15 protein-coding genes and 1 tRNA gene are annotated in these 23,898 nt (G+C 63.5%); 4 read left to right on the top strand and 12 right to left on the bottom strand.

The features are described 5' to 3' along the window. Nucleotides 1-554: 554 nt before the first annotated feature. The 10 genes from R6Y96_RS05735 to R6Y96_RS05690 form a co-directional block, all read right to left on the bottom strand. The gene (locus tag R6Y96_RS05735) at nt 555-2,099 is read right to left on the bottom strand and encodes a sodium:solute symporter family protein (RefSeq protein WP_318620249.1); all 1,545 of its coding nucleotides are present in this window, start codon (nt 2,097-2,099) and stop codon (nt 555-557) included. Nucleotides 2,100-2,293: 194 nt separating this feature from the next. Continuing rightward, on the bottom strand, nt 2,294-2,797 hold the full coding sequence (ilvN, locus tag R6Y96_RS05730) for an acetolactate synthase small subunit (protein WP_318620248.1): 504 nt from the start codon (nt 2,795-2,797) through the stop codon (nt 2,294-2,296). Beyond that, nucleotides 2,794-4,470: a biosynthetic-type acetolactate synthase large subunit gene (gene ilvB / locus R6Y96_RS05725; RefSeq protein ID WP_318620246.1), complete on the bottom strand. Its 1,677-nt coding sequence runs from the start codon at nt 4,468-4,470 to the stop codon at nt 2,794-2,796. The genes ilvN and ilvB overlap by 4 nt, the downstream gene beginning before the upstream one ends. Beyond that, nucleotides 4,467-5,954 (bottom strand): 2-isopropylmalate synthase, encoded by a 1,488-nt coding sequence (locus tag R6Y96_RS05720; protein ID WP_449814128.1) that lies wholly within the window; start codon nt 5,952-5,954, stop codon nt 4,467-4,469. The genes ilvB and R6Y96_RS05720 overlap by 4 nt, the downstream gene beginning before the upstream one ends. A 125-nt stretch (nt 5,955-6,079) precedes the next feature. After that, nucleotides 6,080-6,733 (bottom strand): TfuA-related McrA-glycine thioamidation protein, encoded by a 654-nt coding sequence (locus R6Y96_RS05715; RefSeq protein WP_318620245.1) that lies wholly within the window; start codon nt 6,731-6,733, stop codon nt 6,080-6,082. Next, a complete protein-coding gene (locus tag R6Y96_RS05710) occupies nt 6,696-7,910 on the bottom strand; it encodes a YcaO-related McrA-glycine thioamidation protein (protein WP_318620244.1) in 1,215 nt (404 codons plus the stop codon). Before R6Y96_RS05710 ends, R6Y96_RS05715 begins: the two co-directional genes overlap by 38 nt. Then, on the bottom strand, nt 7,907-8,323 hold the full coding sequence (locus R6Y96_RS05705; RefSeq protein WP_318620242.1) for a molybdenum cofactor biosynthesis protein MoaE: 417 nt from the start codon (nt 8,321-8,323) through the stop codon (nt 7,907-7,909). Before R6Y96_RS05705 ends, R6Y96_RS05710 begins: the two co-directional genes overlap by 4 nt. Nucleotides 8,324-8,333: 10 nt before the next feature. Then, nucleotides 8,334-9,065, bottom strand: a complete 732-nt coding sequence (locus R6Y96_RS05700) for a HesA/MoeB/ThiF family protein (RefSeq protein ID WP_318620240.1) — start codon at nt 9,063-9,065, stop codon at nt 8,334-8,336. Nucleotides 9,066-9,201: 136 nt separating this feature from the next. Further along, nucleotides 9,202-9,286, bottom strand: a tRNA-Leu gene (locus tag R6Y96_RS05695). Between the two features lie 158 nt (nt 9,287-9,444). Then, complete coding sequence (locus tag R6Y96_RS05690) at nt 9,445-13,563, bottom strand: HEAT repeat domain-containing protein (RefSeq protein ID WP_318620239.1); 4,119 nt, start codon at nt 13,561-13,563, stop codon at nt 9,445-9,447. A gap of 653 nt (nt 13,564-14,216) precedes the next feature. Between R6Y96_RS05690 and R6Y96_RS05685 the strand changes: the two genes are divergently transcribed. Further along, nucleotides 14,217-16,004, top strand: a complete 1,788-nt coding sequence (locus tag R6Y96_RS05685; RefSeq protein ID WP_318620238.1) for a PAS domain-containing protein — start codon at nt 14,217-14,219, stop codon at nt 16,002-16,004. Between the two features lie 58 nt (nt 16,005-16,062). On the opposite strand, the gene R6Y96_RS05680 is transcribed toward R6Y96_RS05685, so the two are convergent. Together R6Y96_RS05680 and R6Y96_RS05675 are read right to left on the bottom strand one after the other, a co-directional pair. Further along, nucleotides 16,063-18,168: a minichromosome maintenance protein MCM gene (locus R6Y96_RS05680; RefSeq protein ID WP_318620237.1), complete on the bottom strand. Its 2,106-nt coding sequence runs from the start codon at nt 18,166-18,168 to the stop codon at nt 16,063-16,065. Between the two features lie 13 nt (nt 18,169-18,181). Next, nucleotides 18,182-19,150, bottom strand: coding sequence for a replication factor C small subunit (locus R6Y96_RS05675; RefSeq protein ID WP_318620236.1), 969 nt, complete (start codon nt 19,148-19,150; stop codon nt 18,182-18,184). A gap of 129 nt (nt 19,151-19,279) precedes the next feature. Between R6Y96_RS05675 and R6Y96_RS05670 the strand changes: the two genes are divergently transcribed. The 3 genes from R6Y96_RS05670 to R6Y96_RS05660 are packed head-to-tail and all read left to right on the top strand — an operon-like array spanning nt 19,280 to nt 23,401. Next, complete coding sequence (locus R6Y96_RS05670; protein ID WP_318620235.1) at nt 19,280-19,978, top strand: hypothetical protein; 699 nt, start codon at nt 19,280-19,282, stop codon at nt 19,976-19,978. A gap of 8 nt (nt 19,979-19,986) precedes the next feature. Then, nucleotides 19,987-20,724 carry a metallophosphoesterase gene (locus R6Y96_RS05665; RefSeq protein ID WP_318620234.1) on the top strand — a complete coding sequence of 246 codons (738 nt, stop codon included), beginning with the start codon at nt 19,987-19,989 and terminating at the stop codon, nt 20,722-20,724. Further along, the gene (locus R6Y96_RS05660; protein WP_318620233.1) at nt 20,669-23,401 is read left to right on the top strand and encodes a DEAD/DEAH box helicase; all 2,733 of its coding nucleotides are present in this window, start codon (nt 20,669-20,671) and stop codon (nt 23,399-23,401) included. The genes R6Y96_RS05665 and R6Y96_RS05660 overlap by 56 nt, the downstream gene beginning before the upstream one ends. Nucleotides 23,402-23,898 lie beyond the last annotated feature (497 nt).

The following is a 23,898-nucleotide window of genomic DNA, read 5'->3' as shown; positions in this document are numbered from 1 at the left end:
CGACGCACCGCCGGGGAACAGACAACCTCTCTACCGTCAGTGTGAACACCCTGCCGGAATCCTGTTCCCGTCCCCTGCCACGGCCACCGGGTCAATCACCCCTCACTGCCCGCCCCCTCGGAAGGGGGCGGGAGGAGGCCGCGTGAGCGGCCGGGTGGTGGGGGTGATCCAGCGAGAGAGGTTTTCAGTGGCACGCGAGCGACAGGGGCGGGGGATGTTCCATCCCCCTCCCCGTCAGCCCCTCCCCCACGGGGGCGATTCCCCCATCGACGCACTGCCGGGGAACAGACAACCTCTCTACCGTCAGTGTGAACACCCTGCCGGAATCCTGTTCCCGTCCCCTGCCACGGCCACCGGGTCAATCACCCCTCACTGCCCGCCCCCTCGGAAGGGGGCGGGAGGAGGCCGCGGAGCGGCCGGGTGGTGGTGGGTTGTTCAACGACCACCCTTCAACCAGAGACGCATAACCGGCCCGCCGCCGCGTGCTCAAGAGTATCTTCCCCGGCGTCTGCCCAGAACCCCCGTCCAGGTATCAGGCGGAAAAATCCCCTCTCTCACTCCCTCTCAGCCTCCCCCCGGACACCGCCGGACTGGATAAACCAGCCCGTCCCGGTGCCATCCAGTATTTCGGGAGAGTTCTTTCGCGTCAGAAGACTCACAACAACCATCGCCAGCAGCGAGAGCAGCAGCGCAAAGAAACTGAAGTGCATCGGAAGCGGCGCCACAAACTTGTGCCAGTAGCCAAAGACCCCGGCCGCCACAAGCCCGGTCGCCATGCTCGCAATACCGCCCGCACCCGTCGCCCCCCTCCAGTAGAGGCCGGCCAGCAGCGGAACAGCAAACGTCGCCAGCATAACCCCGATACCCATCCAGATCAGCCAGGCCAGCATCGGCGGCGGATTGATGGCCAGGATAAGCGTCCCCACCGCCCCCACCACAACCGCGACCCTGGAGACCATGAGAACCTCCTTCTCCGAAGCCGCCGGTCGGAACAGGTTCTTGTAGATGTCCCAGCCAAACGACGTCCCTATCGTGAGCATCAGCCGATCCGTCGTCGACATCACCGCCGCAAGCACAATCACAGCAAAAATGCCCCATAAAAACATGTTTGGCATCGCATACTCCACACCCACAATGAACGCAAAATCCTGGGCGTTCACAACATCGGGAAGGGTCACCGCCCCCTCCTCCACAAGCACCCTGGTCGCAAACCCCGTAAACTTCACCAGGAACATCACAACCGCGTATATCCCGAACGCCAGAAGCGGCGACCACTTAAAGTAGCGCGACTCTTTCGCCGCCAGAACGTTGTTGATGACATGCGGCGCACACGCAAGCCCCACCATCAGCAGTATGGCAAACGAGAAGAGGAACTCCGGCGTCGCGTAGGCGTAAGACGCGTATACCGGGCTCGGGAACCAGGGCTCAACAAAGTTCGGATCGATCCCCGCAAGAACCGTGTTGATGTGGGTAAGCCCCCCCGCGCTCCTGATGACAAAAGGCGCCATCGCAAGCACCCCCAGAATCAGGATCCCGCCCTGGAACAGCGTCGTCCAGGATACCGCGTATAACCCGCCGATCACCGTGTAGGCTATGATTATGACACCCGAGATCAGCAGCGCCTGCCAGTGCGGTATCGCAAATATCCAGACCAGCACGATGCTGATCGCAGCATACTGCCCTATGAGGTATATCAGCGAGACCAGGATCCCCGAGACCGCCGAGAGCGCCCGCATCCCCCGCGGACTCTCAAACCTCTCGGCCAGGTAGTCCTGGACGGTCATGTAGCCCCGCTCCTTCCCCACAGCGTTCAGCTTCACCCCGAAGAAGATTATACAGAACGAGGCCGCAAGCGGCACAAAGATCTGCTCCCAGATCCCCGGCCAGCCCGAAGTATACCCAAACCCGCTGACCCCGAGCAGCGTCATCCCGCTGCATATCGAACAGACGATCAGGATCGTGAAGATCCAGAACCCGAGCGACTTCCCCGCAAGGATGTAGTCCTCGGTGTTCCGGATCTTGCGCGACGCCCAGGTGCCTATACCGAGGAGCACAAAGAAGTAAATCCCGATCAGGGCGACCGTCGTTAGATCCGCCATCAGGACTCATCCTCCTGGAACCGCAGACCCCAGATGATCAACAACACAAAGGCCAGGACGACGATTGCGCCCACATAGAGTACCGTGTGGAGTGGTAATCCCAGTATCGTCATGCTATGACAGTGTGTGGCATGCTAACATATAACACAATCGATCGGAGATCGCTCCGATCGCCATTCACACCGCACAAAAAGTTATTTGGAGGTTTTCACGGTCTTTGACCCGCGGAGGAGGGCAACCTTGCCCGTCCTGACGAGCTCCTTGATGCCGTACTGCCGCAGGAGTTTCTCCAGGGCATCGATCTTATCGGTATCCCCCGCGACCTGGAGCACCAGCGTCCTCGTCCCCACATCCACGATCTGCGCCCGGAATATGTTTGCGATCTGCATGATCTCCGCACGGGCGGCCCCGGTCTCCGCGGCCACCTTGATCAGCGCAAGCTCTCGTTCAACGCTCTCGTGCTCCGTCAGGTCGGAGACCTTGATAACGTCTATGATCTTGTTGGTCTGCTTCATCACCTGCTCGACCACAGCATCATCCCCGTTCACAACGATCGTGATCCGGCTCATCCCGGGCTCCTCGCACGTCCCCACGGCAAGGCTCTCGATGTTGAACCCCCGGCGTGAGAACATCCCGGCAACCCGGGAGAGGACACCCGCCCTGTTCTCGACCAGGACGCTCAGCGTATGCGATGTCATGGGTTACGCACCCCTATCATCTCGTTGATCGCAGCACCGGCCGGGACCATGGGAAAGACGTTCTCCTCCCGCTCTATCCTGAAATCCAGGACAAACGGCCCATCGTGGGAGAGAGCCGTCTCGAGCGCCCCGCGAACATCAGCCTTCTCCTCGACCCGCATCCCCTCAACACCGTAGGCGTTTGCGACCTTCACAAAGTCCACCGGCGAGAGCTCGGTGTAGGCGTAACGCCGGTCGTAGAAGAGCTCCTGCCACTGCCGGACCATCCCGAGATAGATGTTGTTCAGGATGACAACCTTCACCGGGATGTTGTTGTGCGCAACCGTCGCGAGCTCCTGGATGTTCATCTGGAAACTCCCGTCACCCGCGACATCGACGACCGTCTCCCCCGGCCGGGCGAAGTGGGCGCCTATGGCCGCCGGGAACCCGTAGCCCATCGTCCCGAGACCGCCCGAGGTTATCCATGACCGCGGTTTCCTGAAACAGTAGTAGAGCGCCGTCCACATCTGGTTCTGGCCGACCTCGCTTATGACGATTCCCTCGCCCTTCATCAGGTCGGAGAGCTGCTGTATGATGTACTGCGGCCGCAGGCGATCGTCGTCGCGGTAAGCCGGCGGGAACTGCGCCTTCCAGGTGCTCGTCCGGTTCACCCAGTTCGCCGTATCGCCGCGCTTCTTCATCCGCGCAAGCATCGCCCGGAGCACCCTCCCGACATCGCCGACGATCGGTACATCGACCTTCTTGTTCTTCCCAATCTCGGCCGGGTCGATATCTATATGGATGATCTGGGCGTTCGGGGCGAAGGCCTCGATCTTGCCTGTAACCCGGTCATCGAACCGCACCCCGATTGCCACCAGGAGATCGCACTCCGTGACAGCGAAGTTTGCGGCCGCGGTGCCGTGCATACCGAGCATCCCCAGGTTGAGGGGGTGGTCTCCCGGGATGGCGCCAAGCCCCATAAGGGTGGTCGTCACCGGTATGGCAGCGGTCTCGATAAACTCACGGAGTTCGGCTGAGGCGCCGGAGAGGATCACGCCCCCACCGGCGTAGATGAGTGGCCGCTCCGCCTCCGCGATCAGGTCAAGCGCCTTGTCTATCTGGCGGACGTGCCCCTCATACGTGGGCTGGTAGCCCCGAAGCGAGACCGCCACCGGCGGCGAGGATGCCTCATCCACCTCAACCATGCTGACGTCTTTTGGAAGATCGATCAGCACCGGGCCGGGCCGGCCTGTGCCGGCGATGTAGAACGCCTCCTTTACAACGCGGTCGATATCGGCAGCGTTCTTGACCAGGTAGTTGTGCTTCGTGATCGGCATCGTGATCCCGGTGATGTCCGACTCCTGGAAAGCGTCGTTACCCAGGAGTGCTGTGGGCACCTGGCCGGTGAGGGCGACGATCGGGATGGAGTCCATGTAGGCCGTCGCTATACCGGTTACGAGGTTGCAGGCGCCGGGGCCTGAGGTGGCAAGGCATACACCTACGCGGCCGCTTGCACGCGCGTAGCCATCGGCCGCGTGCGCCGCTGCCTGCTCATGCCTTACCAGAATGTGCCGGATCGACGAGTCGTAGAGTTCATCGTAGATCGGCAACACAACGCCGCCGGGGTAGCCGAATATGGTATCCACCCCTTCACGCTGCAGCGCTTCTATCAGAGTCCTGGCTCCGGTCTTCATGCTCCTTCCCTGAGTAATCTGTTCATACCGGTGATAACCGCTTCGACGCTTGCCATGATTATGTCTGTCCGGGCGCCGCGGGAGGTGACGCTCTTTCCGTCCCTGCTCAGTTTCACGGAGACGTCAACGAGGGCGTCTGTGCCGCCGGTTATGGCGTCGACACGGTATTCATCAAGCCGTACATCCCCGACATCCGCGACCGATCGCTGGAGCGCGCGGATGGCTGCATCCACGGGGCCGTTCCCGACCGCGGCACCGGTGATCTCCTCGCCGTTGACGAGCATCGTGACGGAGGCGGTGGGCATGGCGTTGCTCCCGGAGACTATGGTGAACTGCCGCAGTTCGAGGCAGGGTTTGAACTCGATCTCCATGACGGTGTCGGCGATCGTCATGATGTCGGCGTCGGTGATCCGCGTTCCGGCGTCCCCCATCCGTTTGATCCTTGCGACGATCTCAGCAAGCTGCGCGGGATTGGGGTTATAGCCCATGTCGTGGAGCGCGGCCTCGACCGCTGCAGACCCCGAGTGTTTCCCGAGGACTATGCGCCTCCTCCTTCCCACCCTCTCGGGTTTGAGGGGTTCGTAGGTGCTTGCGTCCCGCATAACGCCGTGGGCGTGGATCCCGCTCTCGTGGGTGAACGCCATCTCGCCTACGATGGGTTTGTTGGTCGGCAGCGGCACCCCGGTCAGACGGGCGACGTGGGTCGAGAGGGGGTAGAGTTCGCTGGTCACGATCCCGGTGTCAACGCCGTAGAGGACCTCGAGCGCCATCACCAGTTCTTCGAGGGCGGTGTTCCCCGCCCGTTCGCCGAGGCCGTTGACGGTGACGTGGGCGGCGGATGCTCCGGCACGCAGGGCGGCGACGGTGTTTGCGAGCGCAAACCCGAGGTCGTCGTGGCAGTGGATGGAGAGCGGGGCAAACAGGAGCGGCGGGATGATCTCGGCCGCTCTTTCGGGTGTGAGGAGCCCGACGGTGTCGCAGAAGCAGAGCCGGTCTGCGCCGCGTTCGACTCCTTCCCGGAAGATCTCTGCCAGAAACGTCTGGTCGGCGCGGGATGCGTCTTCTCCGGAGAGTTCGACGATCAGTCCGCGCTCTTTTGCGTACTCGACGCTGCTCCAGGCCATCTCACAGACCTGTTCGCGGGTCTTGCGGAGTTTCTTGCTGATGTGGAGGTCGCTCACCGGGATCACCAGGTGGACGGAGTCTGCCCCGGCGTCGGCGGCGAGGTCGATGTCCGCCGGCAGTGCCCGGACGTAGGTGCAGGTCTCGGCTTTGAGCCCGGCGTCCGCGATCAGGCGGATGGATTCACGTTCTCCGGAGGATGCGGCTGCGGAGCCTGCTTCGATGACGTGGACACCGATACCGGCAAGGTGGGCTGCAATCTCAACCTTCTCGGCCGGCGTCAGGCTGACACCGGGTGTCTGCTCGCCGTCCCGTAACGTGGTATCAAAAAAGCGGATCGGTTCAACAAATAAAACAATCACTCATAGTGGTTTCCACCGGATCATGGTTGGCGGCGAGGGAACTTAAAGGTTGGGCAGGGTTTGAGGTTCTCGAGGCCGGTGCGTCCGGGGGGCAAAGACCTGTGGAGACGCACCCGGTTTTTTTTTCAGGGTGCGCTGATGATATCCCTGATGTACTCAAGCGCAAGCAGCGCGTCCTTGCGTTTCTGGTCGACGGCATGCTCCCCTGCAAATTCCAGGAACCGTGCAGCCTCCTCCGGGTCACCACCCCGTTCCTCTGCCGCGCTTGCAACCGCCTCGTACGTCCGGTCGGGGAAGTAGATCTCTTTTGCGGCCTCTACCAGCGCCCGGGCGGTATCGGCGCCGATCACACCGCACTCGATCGCCGCCTGAACGGTCGCCCGGATGTTTACAAGCGGCTCTGAGATCGCCGCGAATGTCTCAGGATCGAAGAGGAGCGCCACCTCGTCATCAGCAACAAGTCTCCCCTCGCGGTAGGCGCGGTAGATCTCACCGACCCCCTCCATACCCAGGCTGTCGAGTTCCGCCGCACGGAGCGCCCCCATGCTTGAGGCGCCGACGACCCGCACCCCCGCCCTCAACGCGGCAAGGATCTCGCGGTGGGCCACAGCAGAGTCCTGGAAGAAGACGCCATCGATCAGCCCGATGACCCGTGCCCCCTCCTCCACTGCCCGGATGATGTCGCCCCGTTTTGCGGGTGGCCGGTAATCGGCGTCCAGGATCTGGCGGGCTGCCGCCGGGTCACAACTTGGACCCAGAAATACGACGACGCCTCGCATCACGGCACCTCCTGCCCATCCGGTCCTGGTCCATCGCGTAGATCTCCAGGCCGGGCACGACAACCCGGACGACCGGGATCCCGATCTCGGGTCTGGTGAGGTCGACCACGATCACCCGCGACAGCCCCACCGCCCTGAGCCGGTCGATGACGTGCCGGATGTCGGTGAGGAAGTCGTCGCTGTCAAACGACGGCAGGTCAGCAGACGAAACAGTCTCCGAATCCGCAAACCAGTGACGGTTCAGCCGTTTCGTCCGTTCGTAACCGATCCGTTTCCTCACATCCGCTGTATCGGTATCCTCCCTGGCGCCGTGGATCTGGGTCAACCGGCTCTGTGCGACCTCCGTGAGCGCCCGGAGAACCGCGATCCCGGTGCTGGTATGCGACCCCATCCCGATCGTGAGCAGCGTCGGGTCCCTGAGGACGAGGTCATCGGCAACCGCTGCAACCGTGGGGATCCCCGTATCGCTGGTGATATCCTTGAGCGTGACCTCAACCCCGGCGGCCTCGAACCTTGCAAGCAGGTCGGCGGCAAGCCCGTCCTCGATCCCCTCGATCCGCGGCCCGGTATCCCGTGTCACCTCCGCGAGCGACCAGGCGTCGCGCTCAACAACCTCCATCAGGGCGTGGAAGACCGCCTCCTCAAGGGTGTTGCCCGAGGCAAGCCCGTTGGTGTTCGTCCGGAAGAGACCGCCCATCTTCACCGGCAGCGGATGGAAGACCGCGTGGGCCGGGATAAGGATCTCCTCCTGCTGCACGATATCATAACCCCTGACCCAGGGGATCACCAGATCGGCCGGGACGTGATCGGGGAGGATCAGGTCGACGGGATCGAGCGCGTTATACTCCGCCGAGACCTCACTGTAGCGGCCCATGACCACCTCGCGGTCGCCTATCTCTGCAGAGTAGCGTTCGATCCCCTCCATCATCGCCGAGACCTCGGCCTCGATCGGGGTGGCACCCTTCCCGTTGTAGACCGATATCGCCCCGGCCTCCGCGGTCGGCCTGATGCTCGAGAAGACCGGGATACCGATCCGATCCAGGTTCGTTATGTCCGCAACCCTGGTTATCCCGGCCGCAGGCAGCCTCTCCCGCGCCAGGCGCAGCGTCTCTTCGGGCGGAACCGCACGCTGGGTCTCCTTTGAGTAGGCCTTCCTGCAGGGCTGGAGCCGGATCATGCCCCGCCTCCAGAGGCTTCACCGGGCACCCAGCGTTCACCGCCATCGCCGATCTCCTTCTTCCAGATCGGCACGCTCTGCTTGATCCTCTCGAGGACGTACTCGCAGGCTGCAAAAGCCTCATGCCGGTGGCCGGCGCCGACGACGATGAGGAGGATCTTCTCACCGACCCGGAGTCGCCCAACCCGGTGGATGATCCATACGGCCGCCACCGGGAATCTCTGGAACGCTTCATCCCTGATGGTCTCAAGTTCTCTCACCGCGACCTCCCGGTAGGCCTCGACCTCCATCATCTCCACACCTTCATCGGCCCTGACGGTGCCAAGGAAGGTGACGAGAGCACCGAGATCCGGTCTCTTAACCTGCTCGATCACGGCGTTTATATCGAAATCCTCTTCTGTCACACTGATCATGCTCTCCTCCTCACCTGCCGTCCCCGCAGACGCTGCAGTCCTCCTGCCGCTCCACGGCCAGGGTTGTCATCGTCCCAGCCCGGCCGTCCCAGATCAGGAGCCTGTTCTCCAGGAGTTCGCCGCTGCCGGTGATGTACTTTATGGCCTCGTTTGCCTGGACAAGACCGATGACCCCCGGCGTCGTCCCGACGACCGGGATCATCTCCTCCCCGGGTGGAGCCGCCGGGAATATGCACTCCAGGCAGGCCGTTCTTCCCGGGATGATAGTCATTGCCTGGCCATCAAACCCACTGACCGCGCCGTGGATGAGCGGGACACCCATCCTGATCGCCGCCCGGTTCAGGGTGTAGCGCACAGCGAAGTTGTCGACGGCATCGATGACGAGATCGACCCCGGCAAGATGGCCGGCGGCGTTCCCCTCATCCAGGGTGGCCTGGATCGCGGTGACCCTGATGCCCGGGTTCTGCGCCCGGAGTTTCGCCGCCGCCGACTCGACCTTCGGCCGGCCGATATCGCTCTCGGTGTGGAGCACCTGCCTGTTCAGGTTGGTCAGGTCCACGAGATCGCCATCGATCAGCCGGATCTCCCCCACACCGGCGGCGGCCAGGTATAGCGCGACCGGGCAGCCGAGCCCGCCGGCGCCGACTATGGCGAGCCTGGCTTTTGAAAGCCGCTCCTGCGCCTCTTCCCCGAGGAGCGCTATCTGCCGGCTGTAGCGCTCCCGTTCCCGGCCGGTAAGCATCGCTGGATATCCTCCTGATCCTGCAACCCTTTGAATACGCAATTTATGTGGTCTCCCGGCTGATTTGAAGATTGCGTTTGCAAAAAGCCGCACCAAACATCGGTTTGCCGCTGGCGGAGAAGAGAAAAAGTGCCGATGCGAGGGGTGAGATTCGAACTCACGAACTCCTACGAGACCAGGCCCTCAACCTGGCGCCTTTGACCTGGCTTGGCAACCCTCGCCTTATCTACCCATATACAACGCATTGCAATATAATAAAACATTAGGCCCCTCACGAGGCTCTGCCGAAAAGCCGCAGCCCCTGTGAAAACCACCCGACGAACGTTGTCCCGTAACAACAACTACGGGGATAGACACCATCCCGGACGGTTGTGTGTTGTCACCCGCCGCGTTCCCTGATCCTCGCCAGTGCGTCCTCAGCGGCCTTCCGGGCGTACCAGTCCTCATCATCGAGGCGGGCTTCAAGCGGTGCAATCGCCCGCCCATCGCCGATCTCGGCCAGGATATCCGCTGCACGTTTGCGGACGTCCCCGTCCTCATCCTCCAGGGCCGCGATGACCCCCTCCATCGCAGGGGCGCCGATGGCGATCAGCGCCGATGCAGCCTCCCGGCGGACGCTGTAGTAATCGTCGTGGAGCAGGGTTATGAGGCCCCGCACCGCACGCGGATCGCCGATCTCACCGAGCGTCATCGCCGCCCGCCGCCGGATGCTGTCGTCGCGGTCTTCCAGGATGGTGATCAGGGGTTCGACTGCGGCGGCCCCCATCCTGGCGAGATCGCCCCAGCGTTCCTTTGCTATCAGGTAGACGACCGTCTCCTCCCCACCTGCCGGCGACCAGCCCAGTCGATCCAGGGCATCGGCCACACCGGCCCTGACGCGGAAATGCGTATCGGTGAGTGCAGCGGGGAGGATGCGTGCAGCAGGCTCCCCTATCATCACCAGCGCCTCCACGGCGCTCTTGCGTGACGCCTCGTCCCCCTCCGAGAGGACGCGGAGGAGAGGCAGAACGGCAGGTTCGCCCATCAGCCCCAGCGCCCGCACAACAACGCGCAGGAGGCGCGGGTCATCCAGGAGGAGCGCATCGATCAGGGGTTCGATGGCCGCAGGGTTTCCGATCTTTCCAAGCGTTGCGGCCGCTCCCAGCCGGATCGGCAGCGGGGCGGTGCGGAGCGCCCGGATGAGGGGTTCAACCGCCGGGCTCCCTATGCCGACAAGAGCCCGCGCCGCTCCCAGCCGGATCCTCCAGTCGCTGTCCTGGAACGCCTCGATGAGCGGCATGACCGCCGGTTCGCCGATCATCTTGAGAGCCTCTATCGCCTTTCTCTGCGCCGCTTCCTGTTCGGTCCGGAGTTCCCGGATCAGTCTCATGACCGCCGGCGCCCCGATCACACCGAGTGCATGACCTGCACCCCTCTGGACGCCGCTGTCGGCGTCGTTGAGCATCCCGATCAGGGGTTCGACAGCCGAGGCACCGATCGCGGCGACCGAAGCCCACTGTTCTTTTGCAATCAGGTAGCGGATGGTCTCCTCCTCGGTCTCCGGTTCCCAGCCGACCCGGTCGAGGACCTCCGCAGCACCCAGCCTGACCATGTAGCGCTCGTCGTTGAGGGATTCTGTGAGAAGCGGTGTGATCGGCTTCCCGATGCGGGTGAGGGCATCGATTGCCCCAAGCCGGATGACCTCACCGGGGTGGTCCAGCGCCCCTATGAGTCCGGGTGCGGCCGACTCTCCAAGGGCGGCGAGAACCCCGAGGGCCCGCTCCCTGACGCAGGCGTTCTCGTGCCCGAGCGCTGCGATGAGCGCATCAATGGCGGGCTCGCCTATCGCCTCCAGGATCGCGGCAACTGTATCGCCGGTATCAGGATCCGCAAGGGCCTGGATGAGCGCTCCCGTGGCGGGCTCGCCGATCCGGACAAGCACTCCTGCGGCCGTCCTGCGGATCTGCGGCCGGTGCAGGGCTTCGATCAGCGTATCCACTGCTGAGCCGCCGATTCGAACCAGTGCATCTTCGGCCGGTTCGCGGAGCCTCTCCTCACCGAGCAGAGAGACCAGCTGGGGGGCAGCAGGCGCCCCGATCTCGACCAGGACCTCCATCACGGAGGTCTGCACCGCAGCATCCGGATCGCCAAGCCGTGCTGCCAGGTGGTTGATTGCCGTGCCGCCAGCCTCGGCGGCCTCCTGCCACCGCTGCAGCGCGATCAGCCAGGCGATCTCCTCCTCCGGATCCGCAGGCTTCCAGCCGAGCCTCTCAAGAACCCCTGCCGCTCCAAGCCTGACCGCGGAGTTCTCGTTCTCGAGGGCTTTTACCAGCGCCGGGATTGCGGGGCCGCCGATCCCGGCCAGTGCGGCCATCGCGCCAGCCTGCGCCTCCCTCTCCTCGGCGAGGAGGGGGATGATGGCATCTACCGCCGGTTCGCCGATGCCGACCAGGGCGTCGATGGCTTTTCGATGAAGACGGTCACTTCCTCTCCTGAGGAACTCGATGAGGTGCGGGACGGCCGCCGGTTCGCCGAGCCTGCCGAGCACCTCTACCGCACTCTCCATCGCGGTCTCGCTGCCGCCCTCCTTGAGCAGGGCAAGAACCGGAGATGCGGCCGGCTCTCCTATGGCGGCCAGCGCTTCCGCCGCCGCCGGGGCAACGCTCTTATCGGCAAGAGATGCCACGAGCGGTCCAACCGCCGCCGGATCACCGATCTCGCCGAGGGTTGCCGCGGCCTCGCGGCGCACGCGGCCGTCATCATCGTTGAGTGCACGGATCAGCGGTTCGACCGCTGCGCTGCCCATCAGGGCGACCTCCGTCCACTCCTCCCGTGAGATAAGGTAGCATGCCCGCTCGGTATCGTTCCAGGGTTCCCAGCCCATCTCGCCCAGGATATCGGCCACGCGGGAACGCAGCCGCTGTGGCCCGGCGATGAGGGCCTGGATCAGGCCGGGGATTGCCGGATCACCGATTGCGCAGAGGATCTCACGGAGCACAGATTCTGTCTCTCCATCGGCTGTGTTCAGGGACTGGATGCAGGCCTCAGCCGCAGGTTCGCCGATCTGCACCAGCGCCTCCGCCGCGGTGCTGCGGAGGTCCGGGTTCTCGAGCATCCGTATAAGCGGATCGATGCCTGCCGCCCCGATCTCTGCGATCGCCATGGCGGCGAGCGGCCGAACCTCATCGTCTGCCTGCTGCATCAGGTCGATCAGGGGGGCGATCGCGGCCTCACCGATCTCCCCGAGGGTGCGGGCGGCGTTCCACCATAATCCTTTATCGCGGGATCTCAGGATCTGGATGAGGGGTTCGATTGCGGTCTCACCGTAAGCCGCAAGATCCAGCCATGCCTCCTCGGCGATGAGGCAGCGGATCGATGCGGCGGTGTCAGGCGGCGTCCAGCCGAGGTCGCGGAGGATGGCAGCAGCGGTGTTCCTGATGCGCCGTTCAGGCGCGTCGAGCGCCTCGATAAGGGATGGGAGCGCTTCGTCGCCGATCTCACGGAGGGCGTAGCGGGCCCCGAACCGCACCTCCTCGTCGTCATCGGCAAGCGCCTGGATCAGGGGCGGCACAGCGGGACCGCCCATGCGCACAAGTGTGGTTGCAGCCCCGATCTGCGCTTCGTCATCCCCGAGCGCGGCGATCAGCGCGGGGATTGCATCTTCGCCGACCATGGCAAGGGCATCGGCGATGCACCACCGCCGTGCTTTGTCTGCTTGCGCAAGGGCGTGGATGAGTGGGTCCACAGCGTCTGCTCCGCGCTCTGCGATCGCATCTACGGCACGCCGGCGAACCATCCCATCGTCGCTCATAAGGTCCTCGATGAGCGACTCTACGGGGCGGTCGTCCTGGAGACCGATTCCGGCGGGTTCAAGTTCGTCCAGGGCAGGGCCGAGGTCGCCCTCCTCAAACCCAAGCATCCGTATGAGGTCATCGTCGCTGAGCGATTCGGAGCGGGAGGCGGAGGGCGGTTCGTCCGCGATACTGATGTTGGAACTCTCTATGGAGAGATCTTCGGGGGATGCCTCTCCCTCCACGGGAGTCACCTCTGTTGGGGGTTTGGACTCTTCCAGGTCTTCCCGGGGCCATTCGATCTCGATCTCGCCGGGGAAGAGGGAATCGGCCGGGTAAGGTTCGGTCTCAGCGCCGGGTGGGGCAGTCGCGGGGGGGTGGGGTTTTTCTTCTTCGTTCTCGCTCTCTTTTTGACCTCTCTTCAGCCAGCGTTTTAGGCGCGAGGGTCTCCCGGACCTGAGGAGACCCGGCAGGCAGACTGCCGGAAATACAGGCCCGCCCGTCGCGGGGATGCCGTCTGCAGCGGCGGTGTATATAAGGAGGAGGAATGCGGCTGTTGCGATTGCGCATAACAGGGTTTGAGTGAAGAGCGGGGATGCACACCGCCTCTCCGGCCACGGTTCGCTGGCCGCTGCGGGCTTCATCATCCCCCCTGTCATCCGGGGGGCGGCTGGCAGGGGGTCGGTGAGCGGGATATCCGGGGATCCTTCCCGGGCGTCGGTGTGCATACCACGATCTCTCAGTATAAAAAATTAAAGGTGTCTGTCCAGCGGATCTGCGGGCCGGGAGGTGGGGGGTGGCTTGACGAATACCGTTCAAGCGGAAACACAGGAGACAGGGGCGGGGGATGTTCCATCCCCCTCCCCGTCAGCCCCTCCCCCACGGGGCGATATCCCATCGATGCACTGCCAGGGGGGCATCCCCTCACCCGGTTTCAGGCGAGAACTCCTCGAAGAATCCTGTTTTCCCCAGTGGCACGGCATCCGAACTATCGCCAAACACTCGCCCGCCCCCTCGGAAGGGGGCGGGCGGAGGCCGCGGAGCGGCCGGGAGGTGGGGGTGTTCCAGCGAATACTGTTCAATCGGAGATGCATGAGACAGGGGCGATATCCCATCGATGCACTGCCGGGGAAGAGCATCTCCACGGCTTGATGTGAACACCCTCACCGAAATCCCGTTCCTGCTCGCCGTCGATGGCCCCCCTCACTCCTCCGCCCTCCACAGCGGAAAACACTATATGCAACAAATAGAGATAAAAAGCCATGACTACCCGATCCGGGTCATCCCCGCAGTACGTTGTCTCTCAAGTGCAACCGCTGCGTTGCCGGCGCCCGTCGCCGGAAAACCCGCCATACTGTCTACCGCTGGAGGGGGTCTGTTGATGCGGAGCAGCATCCAGGCCGGGATACTTGCAGCCTCAAGCCTTGCCGTGATCGCCATCACGATCGGCTGCCTGGCAAATGGTATCACCACCGTCTTTCCGCATATCTTCTACATTCCCATAGTCTACGCCGCCTACTACTACCTGCGGCGCGGGGTTGCCGTGTCCGCCGGGCTTGGAGCGATCTACCTGGCGCTTGTTCTCATCCTCACCCCGGCGACCGCCGGGATCATCGTTGCGGCTCTCAGCCGGGTGGCGGTCTTCATCGCCATTGCTGTGATCGTGGCCACCCTTGCCGCCCGCCTCCGGGCAGCGGTCGCCACCGGGCTGGAGGAGGAGGAGCGTCTCCAGGAGTTGAACAGGGAGATCCATAGGAGGGAAGGATGGTACCGGGCGATATACGAGCAGTCGCCGATCGCCATCGGGGTGTATGATGCCAGCGGGAAACTCGCTCATGCCAACCCCGCCGCCCTCGACCTGGTGGGCGTTAGGGATCTGGATTCGCTCATCGGGTTTCCCCTGTTTGAAGACCCGAATCTTCCAGAGGACCAGAAGAAAAACCTCCTTGAAGGGAGAAAAACCCACTACCAGGCCCAATTCGATTTCGAGAGGGTCAGGTCGCATAACCTCTATCCCACCTCACGCAGAGGGGTCATCTGGCTGGATCGCCTCATCACCCCCATAAGGGATGATGGCGGCTCGATCATAGGTTACCTCGTCCATGCCTACGAGACCACCGCACGCAAGCAGGCGGAAGACGCTCTTAGAGAGAGCGAGGAGATGTTCAGAAACGTCACCCAGTCGGCGTATGACGCCATAGTCATGGTCGACAGCGAGGGACGCGTGACTTTCTGGAACAGGGCGGCAGTGGAGATGTTTGGGTATTCGGAGGATGAGGTGCGCGGGAGACCGGTCCACGACCTCATCGCCCCGCCAGACGTTCTAAACGCAGCAGAAGAGGGGGTGCGCAACTTCGCCCTCACCGGCACCGGTCCTGTCATCGGCAGGCCGCTCGAGAGGACGGCTCGCAGAAGAGACGGAAAGGAGTTTCCCGTTGAACTCACCATCTCCCCCCTGAACATCGGCGGGGCATGGCACGCTGTGGCTGTCATCCGGGACGTCAGCGAGCGAAAAGAGGCGGAAGCAGCGCTCCGGAAGGCTCACCGACAGTTGCAGATCCTCACCGGGATCACCCGCCACGACATCCTGAACAGCATCACAGCGGCTGACGGTTATATGGAGTTGTACAAGGACGCCGACCCGGCCGCCCGGGAGACATACCTTGAGAAGGTTCATCTGGCAATCCACAAGATCCAGCGTCAGATCGAGTTCACCCGCCAGTACGAGGCCATCGGCACACTGGAACCGGGATGGCAGAACCTCGAAACCCTGATCCAGGGCCTGGAAGTGCCGTCATCGATCTCGTTCCAGACCTCCGGGCTCAAACGCGAGATCTACGCGGATCCCATGGTAAAGCAGGTCTTTGAGAACCTCCTTGACAACACCCTGAGGCACGGCGGCGACGGCGTCAGCAGGATCACCCTCACCGCCGAGGTCTCCGATGGCGACCTGGTGGTGGCCTGGGAAGACGATGGCGTGGGTGTTTCAGGGGAGGATAAGAAACGGATATTCGAACGCGGGTTTGGGAAGCACACGGGTTTGGGCCTCTTTCTCTCGCGCGAGATCCTGGGGCTGACCGGGATCACGATCACCGAGAACGGCATCCCCGGCAGCGGAGCAAGGTTCGTGATCCGCGTTCCCGCCGGGAAATGGCGGGACCTGGAGTAGGGGCGATTGGCCCGCCCCCCTCCCGGAAACGGGATATCAGGGGATCGCCCGGCCACCCCTACCCGATCAGCTTGATAAGCCCGCGCCGGGGCTCGAGCACCTCGCCGCCCCGCTTCAGGTGGTCCAGGGTATACTCGATCTTGTCGCGGGCAAACCCCTGCTGGACCAGGACGTCGATGACCTCCTCGACCCTCGCCTGGCCGCCGGACTCGCCGGAGAGGGTCCGGATGGTCTCCTTTATAGACCGGATGATGTCGCGCTGCGACTTTGTGACCCCCGTCACAACCTTGTCGATATCAAAACTCCCGCTCTCCGCATCGTATGCGACCTGCCGCAGACAGGCGTCCACGATCTTGAGGATCCGGTCAGTGTCCTCCGTATCGATGGTGTTTGAGAGACGCATCCTGGCGCTCGCCTCCGCAAGCCGCACCAGCGCCTCGAGCTGCCTGGCGGTGACCGGGACAGGCTTGTCCCCGCTGGCAAGGTTGCGCAGACGCATGTAGTATCCAATCAGCGCCTCCTTCGCCCCATCGGATAGTATGGGGAAGCACGTCCTCTTAGCATAGGCGATGTACTTGCGCAGCAGCACCGGATCGATATCCGGTGTGACCGGTTCAAGCGCCCGCCGGATATACTCGTCATCAACGCCCGGCAGGGGTTCGTGCTCGTGCTGCTTGATCAGTTCGCCCACGGCATGCGTCCCGATGATGTGCTGGGCGATCGCCGCATCCCGTTCGGCCTCCGGCTGATCCGTCATGACAAAGATCAGGTCAAACCGTGAGAGGAGCGATGGCGGCATGTTGATCTGCTCGGCGATAGGGATGAACTGGTCAAACCGGCCGAGTTTCGGGTTTGCAGCGCCGAGGAGCGCGCACCGGCATTTCAGGGTCGCTGTGATCCCGGCTTTGGCAACCGAGACGGATTGCTGCTCCATAGCCTCGTGCAGCGCGCTCCGGTCCTCCTTTGCCATCTTGTCCATCTCATCGACTGCCGCGACCCCCATATCCGCGAGAACCAGCGCACCCGCCTCCAGCGTCCAGCGGCCGTCGCCGAACTCGTCCTTCACCGCCGTTGCCGTAAGCCCTGCAGACGTCGACGACTTCCCGCTCGCGTAGATCCCGCGGGGCGAGAGTTTCGCAACGTATCGCAGTATCTGGCTCTTCGCGATACCCGGATCCCCAACCAGCAGGACATGGATATCGCCGCGGAGACGGGAGCCGTCCGGCATCTCCTTTGGTATACCGCCGAAGAGCTGGAGGGCGATAGCCTCCTTCACATCGTCTGAGCCATAGATGGTCGGCGCAATCGAGCGCACAATCTTCCTGTAGACCATCGGGTCGCGGGCGAGGGCCATGATCCTCGCCTCGTCCTCCTCGGTGATCGAAACCTCCTCAAACTCCTTCTCGGCAACCTCGATGGAGTTGCCCTCCAGGTAGATGTCAAAGAGGGTGCTCTTCTGGCCGTAGTTGATCCGCTGCACCGACCGCAGGATGCCGTTCACAACCACCCGGTCGCCCGGCGCGACCAGCCCGGTGAGGTCGTCGACGACGTCGATATCGAGCGTCTGGGGCTGCTCGCCCCCGCGGAGCCCTTCCGGCGACTCCTGGATCCTGAGTTTCTGGGCGTCGACAAACCGGCATCGGTTGATGACAAGATCGAGTCGCGTCTTGCGCTCGCATCTCGGGCAGAACTCGGGTTCATCAAACCGGCCGTAACCCTGCGGGATCGGATCCGTCAGGTTGTTGCAGGAACGGCACCGGAATACAGCGCTGACGATCCGGGGACGCACCTCCGTCGTCTTTCTGATGATCCCCTCGGTACTGACGAGTGTGTTGATCTGGTCGGCCCGGATGTCCCTTATGCTGGTCTTCTGCGGCAGGTTCGTGAACCGGATGTTGAGGAGGTCGGGTTCCTGGCCGTCCTTGAGTTTGAGCAGTTTGTTCTGGACGATCGCGTCCCGTATATCCCCGATAACCTTTCCCGGGCTGCGCAGGAGTTCAAAAGCGAGCCGGTTGTTAAGGATCTTGCGGTAATCGATGACAAGCGAACGCCGGTGGGGGTACTCGCGCGATATCTCGGCAATCTCCCGGCGATACTGCTTCTTTAAGAACTTCGTCCACTCACCGACGTTATCGGTGACCTCGACGTTTATCTCCTCGGCCACACCAGACCTCCTTTCAGCGATGCCCCGCGGCGGCAAGGACGAACCGGGCAATCAGCGCTTCCATCTGGATATCGCTGTTTGCCCCCTCCGAGAGCCGGAAATCGGCCTCGCCGATGGCGTCTATAAGTTTCACCTTGAGCGCCCGGTCGATATCGCGCTGGACGAGCGCCCGATAGCACTGGTTGAGAACCTCGTTTGGGGCTATGCCCCGCACCCCGGTCAGGTCGGAGAGGGCCCTCTCCGCCTCGTCGAACCTCCCGCCGATCGAGAGATCCAGGAGTTCATCGATCTCGTCCGGTCTTGCGGTCGCGGTGATCGCGTAGATCATCTTCTCATCGATCCGGGGGCTGATGATGGCAGCGCCCTGCAGAGCGTTGATCGCCTTTCTCATATCCCCTGCGGCGACGTAGACTATGGCATCAAGCGCCCCCTCCGCGAGTGTGAGCCCCTCGGCCGCGGCAATCCTCCCGATCCCCTCTATGACCGCCTCCCGGTCAAGCGGCCTGAACCGGTATATGGCGCACCTGCTCTGGATAGGGTCGATGATCTTTGAGGAGTAGTTGCAGGATAGGATGAACCGGCATGTGCGGGCATAGGTCTCCATCGTCCTCCTGAGAGCCGCCTGCGCATCGGTGGTGAGCGCGTCCGCCTCGTCCAGGAAGAGTATCTTGAACTCCGCACCGCCAAGCGGCGACGTCCTGGCGAACTCCTTGATCTGTGTCCTGACGACGTCGATACCGCGTTCATCGGAGGCGTTCATCTCCCGGAAGTTCGTCTGCCAGGAGTCGCCGAAGAACTCCCTGGCAAGCGCCACGGCGGCTGTGGTCTTCCCGACCCCTGCGCTGCCTGCAAACAGGAGGTGCGGCAGGTTGCCGGTCTTAACGTAAGACTTGAGGCGCACCACGATATCATTCTGCCCGACTATATCGTCAAGCCGTCTGGGCCGGTACTTCTCTATCCAGATGGTGTGGTTGCCTTCCATTTGCATAGGTATAGGTGCCAGTCCATCGTAAAAGGTTCGGGTTCCCGGTGATCCCTTTTAGATGGGGGAAAACAGATAATAGGTACAGCCGCGTTATATCACAACCGCTTTCTCAAACGGATTGATTGCATGGTGCCTGTAGACCGGGTATTTGCGCGGGAGTTCTCCGCCGCGCGGCAGACCGCCGACGTCCGTATCCTGGTGACGCCGTCGGGTGCATGCTGCCGCCGCCTCTTCATAGTCGGTGCTCTCACCGAACGCCTTGGAAGCGGGGATCTCGTCCACGCCCGTGTAGCCGATCCGACCGGTGTCTTCCTGGTCACGGCGGACTGGCATAACCCCGACGCGCTCGATACGCTCAGATGCATCGACCCGCCCGCGTTCGTCGCCGTCACCGGCCGGCCGGTCTTCAGCGGTTCGGGAGACGGTGTCTGCGCAACGCTGGATGCTGAGGCCGTCCGCGTGGCCGACCGCGGCGCCCGCGACACCTGGGTGCTCGCAACCGCCGCCGCAACGCTCGACCGGCTCGAGGCGCTCCGGGACGGCGGGGACGAGTCTGCCTCAATCCTGGAGATGGTAAGGGCGGCGGTTGAGACCGTCCTGGAAACCCCCTCCCCGGTCGGGATCACCCCCCGGACTCTCCCGGAGGTCATGCTTGACGCTCTCCAGCGTATGGGCGGCGGCTCCAGGGGGATCGGGGTCGATGACGCAGTCGCGGCCGGGGTGCGTTCCGGCCTCACCGCCGGGGAGGCACGCGCCGCGATTGAAGAACTTCTTGCCGATGGAAACTGCTACCAGCCCGTGGATGGCACAATAAAACTGATCTGAGACGATTAATGCGCCTACATTTCATTGAGAACGGCCCCGCCCTCCTGGTCGAGCAGGAGCAGCGCGTCCTGGTCGTCGCCGACCTCCACATGGGGATCGAGTCCGGTCTCGAACGCTGCGGAGTTCATATCACGAGCCGGAGCGACGCCCGTGCCAAACGTGTGATCGCCTGCATCGAGGAGACCCGACCCGATCTCCTGCTCCTACTCGGCGATCTCAAGCACAACGTCCCGGTGACAACCCGGCAGGAGTACCGCGAACTTCCGCGCATACTCCAGTCGTTTCGGGAACTCGTCCCTATCGCCGTCACCCCGGGCAACCATGACGGCGGGATCGACCGGTTCCTCCAGGAGGGTGAACTCCTGCCCGCGGGAGGCGCGCTCATAGACGGCGTCGGGTATCTCCACGGCCACACCCATCCTGCCCCCTCTCTTTTTGGCCGCCTCATAATCCTCGGCCACCACCACCCGGTCGTCTCGCTCATGGACTCCGTCGGCTGCGCCGCCCGCGCCCAGCCGGCCTACCTCTACTCGGTATTTGAGGAGCCGACGGGGGTGCGCAGCCGGCTCCTGTTCGTCCCGGCATTCAACGAGCTCGCGGGCGGGATCGATGTCGGGCTGCTGCGGGAGAGCGGGCTTGGCCCCCTCTCGCGCTGCATAGACTATAAGAACGCGGAGGTGTTCCTGGCAGATGGCACGTACGTCGGCTCCCCGGCCACGCTCTGCCCCGCAGACGCCGACGGCTGAACTCCTCGACCCGCGGGTGCGGGAGGTCGTCCGGAAGCGAGGGTTCACAGAGTTTTCTGAGGCGCAGGAGCAGTCCATTCCGCGGCTTCTTGCCGGGGACAACCTGATCCTGGTGGCGCCGACGGGCACCGGGAAGACCGAGAGCGCGATGCTCCCTGTATTCGACCGGCTCCTCGAGACGCCGGGTCCCGGGTTCAAGGCCCTCTACATAACCCCGCTGCGCTCCCTGAACCGCGACATCCTGGCGCGGATGGAGTGGTGGTGCCGGGAGCTCTCACTCACGGCCGGCGTCCGCCACGGTGACACACCGCAGAACGAGCGGCGTAAACAGGCGCTGAACGCCCCTGACCTGCTCATAACCACGCCGGAGTCGCTGCAGGCGCTCTTCATGGGCAAACGCCTCCGCGAACACCTCAAGAACGTCAGGTATGTCATAATCGACGAGATCCACGACCTCGCCGAGAGCAAACGGGGGGCGCAACTTGCGGTGGCTCTCGAACGTCTGGCCGAGTATGCCGGGGAGTTCCAGAGGATCGGCCTCTCGGCGACCGTGGGGAACCCGGACGAGATCGGCCGGTTCCTCTGCGGCGCACGGCCGTTCTCGGTCGTGGAGGTTCCGGTCGCAAGCAACCTGGATATAACCGTCCGGTTTGCCGGGGAGGACTTCGGAGACCAGGTCAGGACGGTTGAGAGGTGCCTGGACGCCCCGGGCTCCACCCTGGTCTTTGTCAACACACGCGTGACCGCGGAGGCCCTCGGCCACAGCCTCTACTCCAGGGGGGATGTCGAGGTTCACCACGGTTCGCTCTCGCGGGATGTCCGGGTGGACGCCGAGGAGCGGTTCAGGCGCGGGGAGATCCGGGCGCTGATCGCGACCTCCTCGATGGAGCTTGGCATCGATATCGGGCATATCGAGCACGTCCTCCAGTTTGGCTCCCCAAGGGAGGTATCGCGCCTGGTGCAGCGGGTCGGCCGGGCCGGCCACCGTCTCGACGCGGTATCGCGCGGAACCGTTCTTGCGACCGGGTTTGACGACCTCCTGGAGTCGCTTGTGATAGCGCGCCGGGCGAAGGCTAACGAGTGCGAGAGGGTCGTCCCGCCCGCCGGCGCCGCCGATGTGCTTGCAAACCAGGTGGCGGCGATCGCGGTCGAGTACGGCGAGATCGAGATCTCCCGTCTCCGAAAGATTGTGGAGCGGTCGAGCATCTTTGCCGGCTGCGGGTCTCTCCTGGACGACGTATGCCGTCAGATGGCGGAGCACAGGCTGATCCGGGTCGAGGCGACCAGGGTCATCCGGACAGGGCGTGCAAGGCGCTACCTTGTCGGGAACCTCTCGATGATCCATGACGAGCGGAAGATGGAGGTCTTTGATATCGTGTCGCGCAGGACGGTCGGAACCCTGGACGAGTCGTTTGTCCTGGGCTGGATGCAGACCGGCGCGGTCTTCATCACGAAGGGCCAGCTCTGGCGGGTGCTCGATATGGAGGGCGGGAGGATCACGGTCGAACCGGCCGTGAGGGTGAGGGGGGAGGTGCCCTCCTGGGAGGGGGAGCAGATACCGGTGCCGTTTGCGGTCGCCCGCGAGGTCGGGGCGCTCCGGCGGATGCGGGCGTTCGGCCGCTACTCGGACGTTCCGGGGGTGATCGGGTATGCGGAGCGGTTCATGGCCCGGATGGATGCAGGAAACCATCCTGTCCCATCCGATCGGCTCATCACTCTGGAGAACGCTGACGAGGGCGTGGTCTGCAACGTCTGCGGCGGCCATAAGGCGAACGAGACGCTGGCACGGGCTCTCTCGATACTTATTTCGGCCCGCTACGGGACGACCGTCGGGATCGAGGTCGGGGCATACCGGTTCCTACTCCGCCTGCCCGGGAACGTCCGGGCGCTTGAGGTGCAGGAGGCGATGGCGGGGATCGAGCCCGAGCACCTTGCAGGGATACTGAGACTTGCCCTGAAGCGGACGGCGCTCTTCAAGTGGAAACTTGTGCAGGTGGCCAAGAAGTTCGGCGCCATCGATGCGGACGCCGACTACGAGCGGTTCAGCATCCACCGTCTGATCGACCTCTTCGACGGGACGGTCATAGCGGCGGAGGCGTACCGGGAACTCTTCAGCAACTACATGGATCTGGAGGCGGCAGAGGAGATCCTGGCCGGCATACGCGACGGCCGGATTGCGGTCACCATAGGCCGTCTCAGCCCGATCGGGAGCGAGGGGCTCTCGTCGTCCCGGGATACTGTCCCGCCGCCGATGATCGATCAGGCGGTGGTCGCGACGCTCATGCGCAGACTGGAGAAGGAGGAGGTCGTCCTCTTCTGCATGAACTGCCGGAAGTGGAAGAGCCGGACGGTCGTTGAGCGCGTCCCCGACCGGCCGCAGTGCCCCCTCTGCGGCGCTCGCCTGATCGCCGCGCTGAAGCCCTGGGACGAGGAACTCATCCCGGCGGTGACGAAGAAGAAGAAATCGGAGGAGGAGCGGGCGATCGAGGTCCGGTTCCTCCGGAACGCTAACATTGTTCTCTCGAGCGGGAAGAAGGCGGTGACCGCCCTCGCGGCAAAGGGTGTCGGCCCGGAGACGGCGTCGCGGATCCTGGCAACCCTCTCTGAGGGGGATGCCTTTTACCGTGAGATCCTGAAGGCTGAGCGCAACTACGTTAAGACTCACAGGTTCTGGTAGACCTCCACGGCGGTCGCTGGCGGTCTGTGAGAGCCGGGGTGGAAGCGGCCGGGTGGTGGTCTTCCAGCGAAAACCGTTCAACGGGAGACGCATGAGACAGGGGAGGGGGATGTTCCATCCCCCTCCCCGTCAGCCCCACCCCCACGGGGTGATTCCCTGTAGATACAGCGCCACGGGAGAGATTTCCTTCACCTGGTTCCCGGTGAAAACCCCCCGAAGAATCCTGTTTCCGTTCCCTGTCGCGGCCATCTGGCCAATCACCAAACACTTGCCCGCCCCCCTGTGGAGGGGGCGGGAGGAGGCGCGGAACGCGCCGGGAGGTGGGGGTCTTCCAGCGAAAACCGTTCAACGGGAGACGCATGAGACAGGGGAGGGGGATGTTCCATCCCCCTCCCCGTCAGCCCCACCCCCACGGGGTGATTCCCCATGGATACAGTCTCCGGGGATCTGGTAGTCTCTTCGCGGTCTCACCTGACACCCCCCCGAAGAATCCTGTT

This window comes from Methanoculleus receptaculi, from assembly GCF_033472595.1.
Taxonomy (GTDB): domain Archaea; phylum Halobacteriota; class Methanomicrobia; order Methanomicrobiales; family Methanoculleaceae; genus Methanoculleus; species Methanoculleus receptaculi.
The sequence above is the reverse complement of the archived record's forward strand: the minus strand, read 5'-3'. Positions and strand labels throughout refer to the sequence as shown.

Excerpts from the sequence above, each read along its gene's own strand:
- R6Y96_RS05735 (WP_318620249.1), bottom strand. The coding sequence starts at position 2,099 with ATGGCGGATCTAACGACGGTCGCCCTGATCGGGATTTACTTCTTTGTG.
- ilvN (WP_318620248.1), bottom strand. The coding sequence starts at position 2,797 with ATGACATCGCATACGCTGAGCGTCCTGGTCGAGAACAGGGCGGGTGTC.
- ilvB (WP_318620246.1), bottom strand. The coding sequence starts at position 4,470 with ATGAAGACCGGAGCCAGGACTCTGATAGAAGCGCTGCAGCGTGAAGGG.
- R6Y96_RS05715 (WP_318620245.1), bottom strand. The coding sequence starts at position 6,733 with ATGCGAGGCGTCGTCGTATTTCTGGGTCCAAGTTGTGACCCGGCGGCA.
- R6Y96_RS05710 (WP_318620244.1), bottom strand. The coding sequence starts at position 7,910 with ATGATCCGGCTCCAGCCCTGCAGGAAGGCCTACTCAAAGGAGACCCAG.
- R6Y96_RS05705 (WP_318620242.1), bottom strand. The coding sequence starts at position 8,323 with ATGATCAGTGTGACAGAAGAGGATTTCGATATAAACGCCGTGATCGAG.
- R6Y96_RS05700 (WP_318620240.1), bottom strand. The coding sequence starts at position 9,065 with ATGCTTACCGGCCGGGAACGGGAGCGCTACAGCCGGCAGATAGCGCTC.
- R6Y96_RS05690 (WP_318620239.1), bottom strand. The coding sequence starts at position 13,563 with ATGCACACCGACGCCCGGGAAGGATCCCCGGATATCCCGCTCACCGAC.
- R6Y96_RS05685 (WP_318620238.1), top strand. The coding sequence starts at position 14,217 with ATGCGGAGCAGCATCCAGGCCGGGATACTTGCAGCCTCAAGCCTTGCC.
- R6Y96_RS05675 (WP_318620236.1), bottom strand. The coding sequence starts at position 19,150 with ATGGAAGGCAACCACACCATCTGGATAGAGAAGTACCGGCCCAGACGG.
- R6Y96_RS05670 (WP_318620235.1), top strand. The coding sequence starts at position 19,280 with ATGGTGCCTGTAGACCGGGTATTTGCGCGGGAGTTCTCCGCCGCGCGG.
- R6Y96_RS05665 (WP_318620234.1), top strand. The coding sequence starts at position 19,987 with ATGCGCCTACATTTCATTGAGAACGGCCCCGCCCTCCTGGTCGAGCAG.
- R6Y96_RS05660 (WP_318620233.1), top strand. The coding sequence starts at position 20,669 with ATGGCACGTACGTCGGCTCCCCGGCCACGCTCTGCCCCGCAGACGCCG.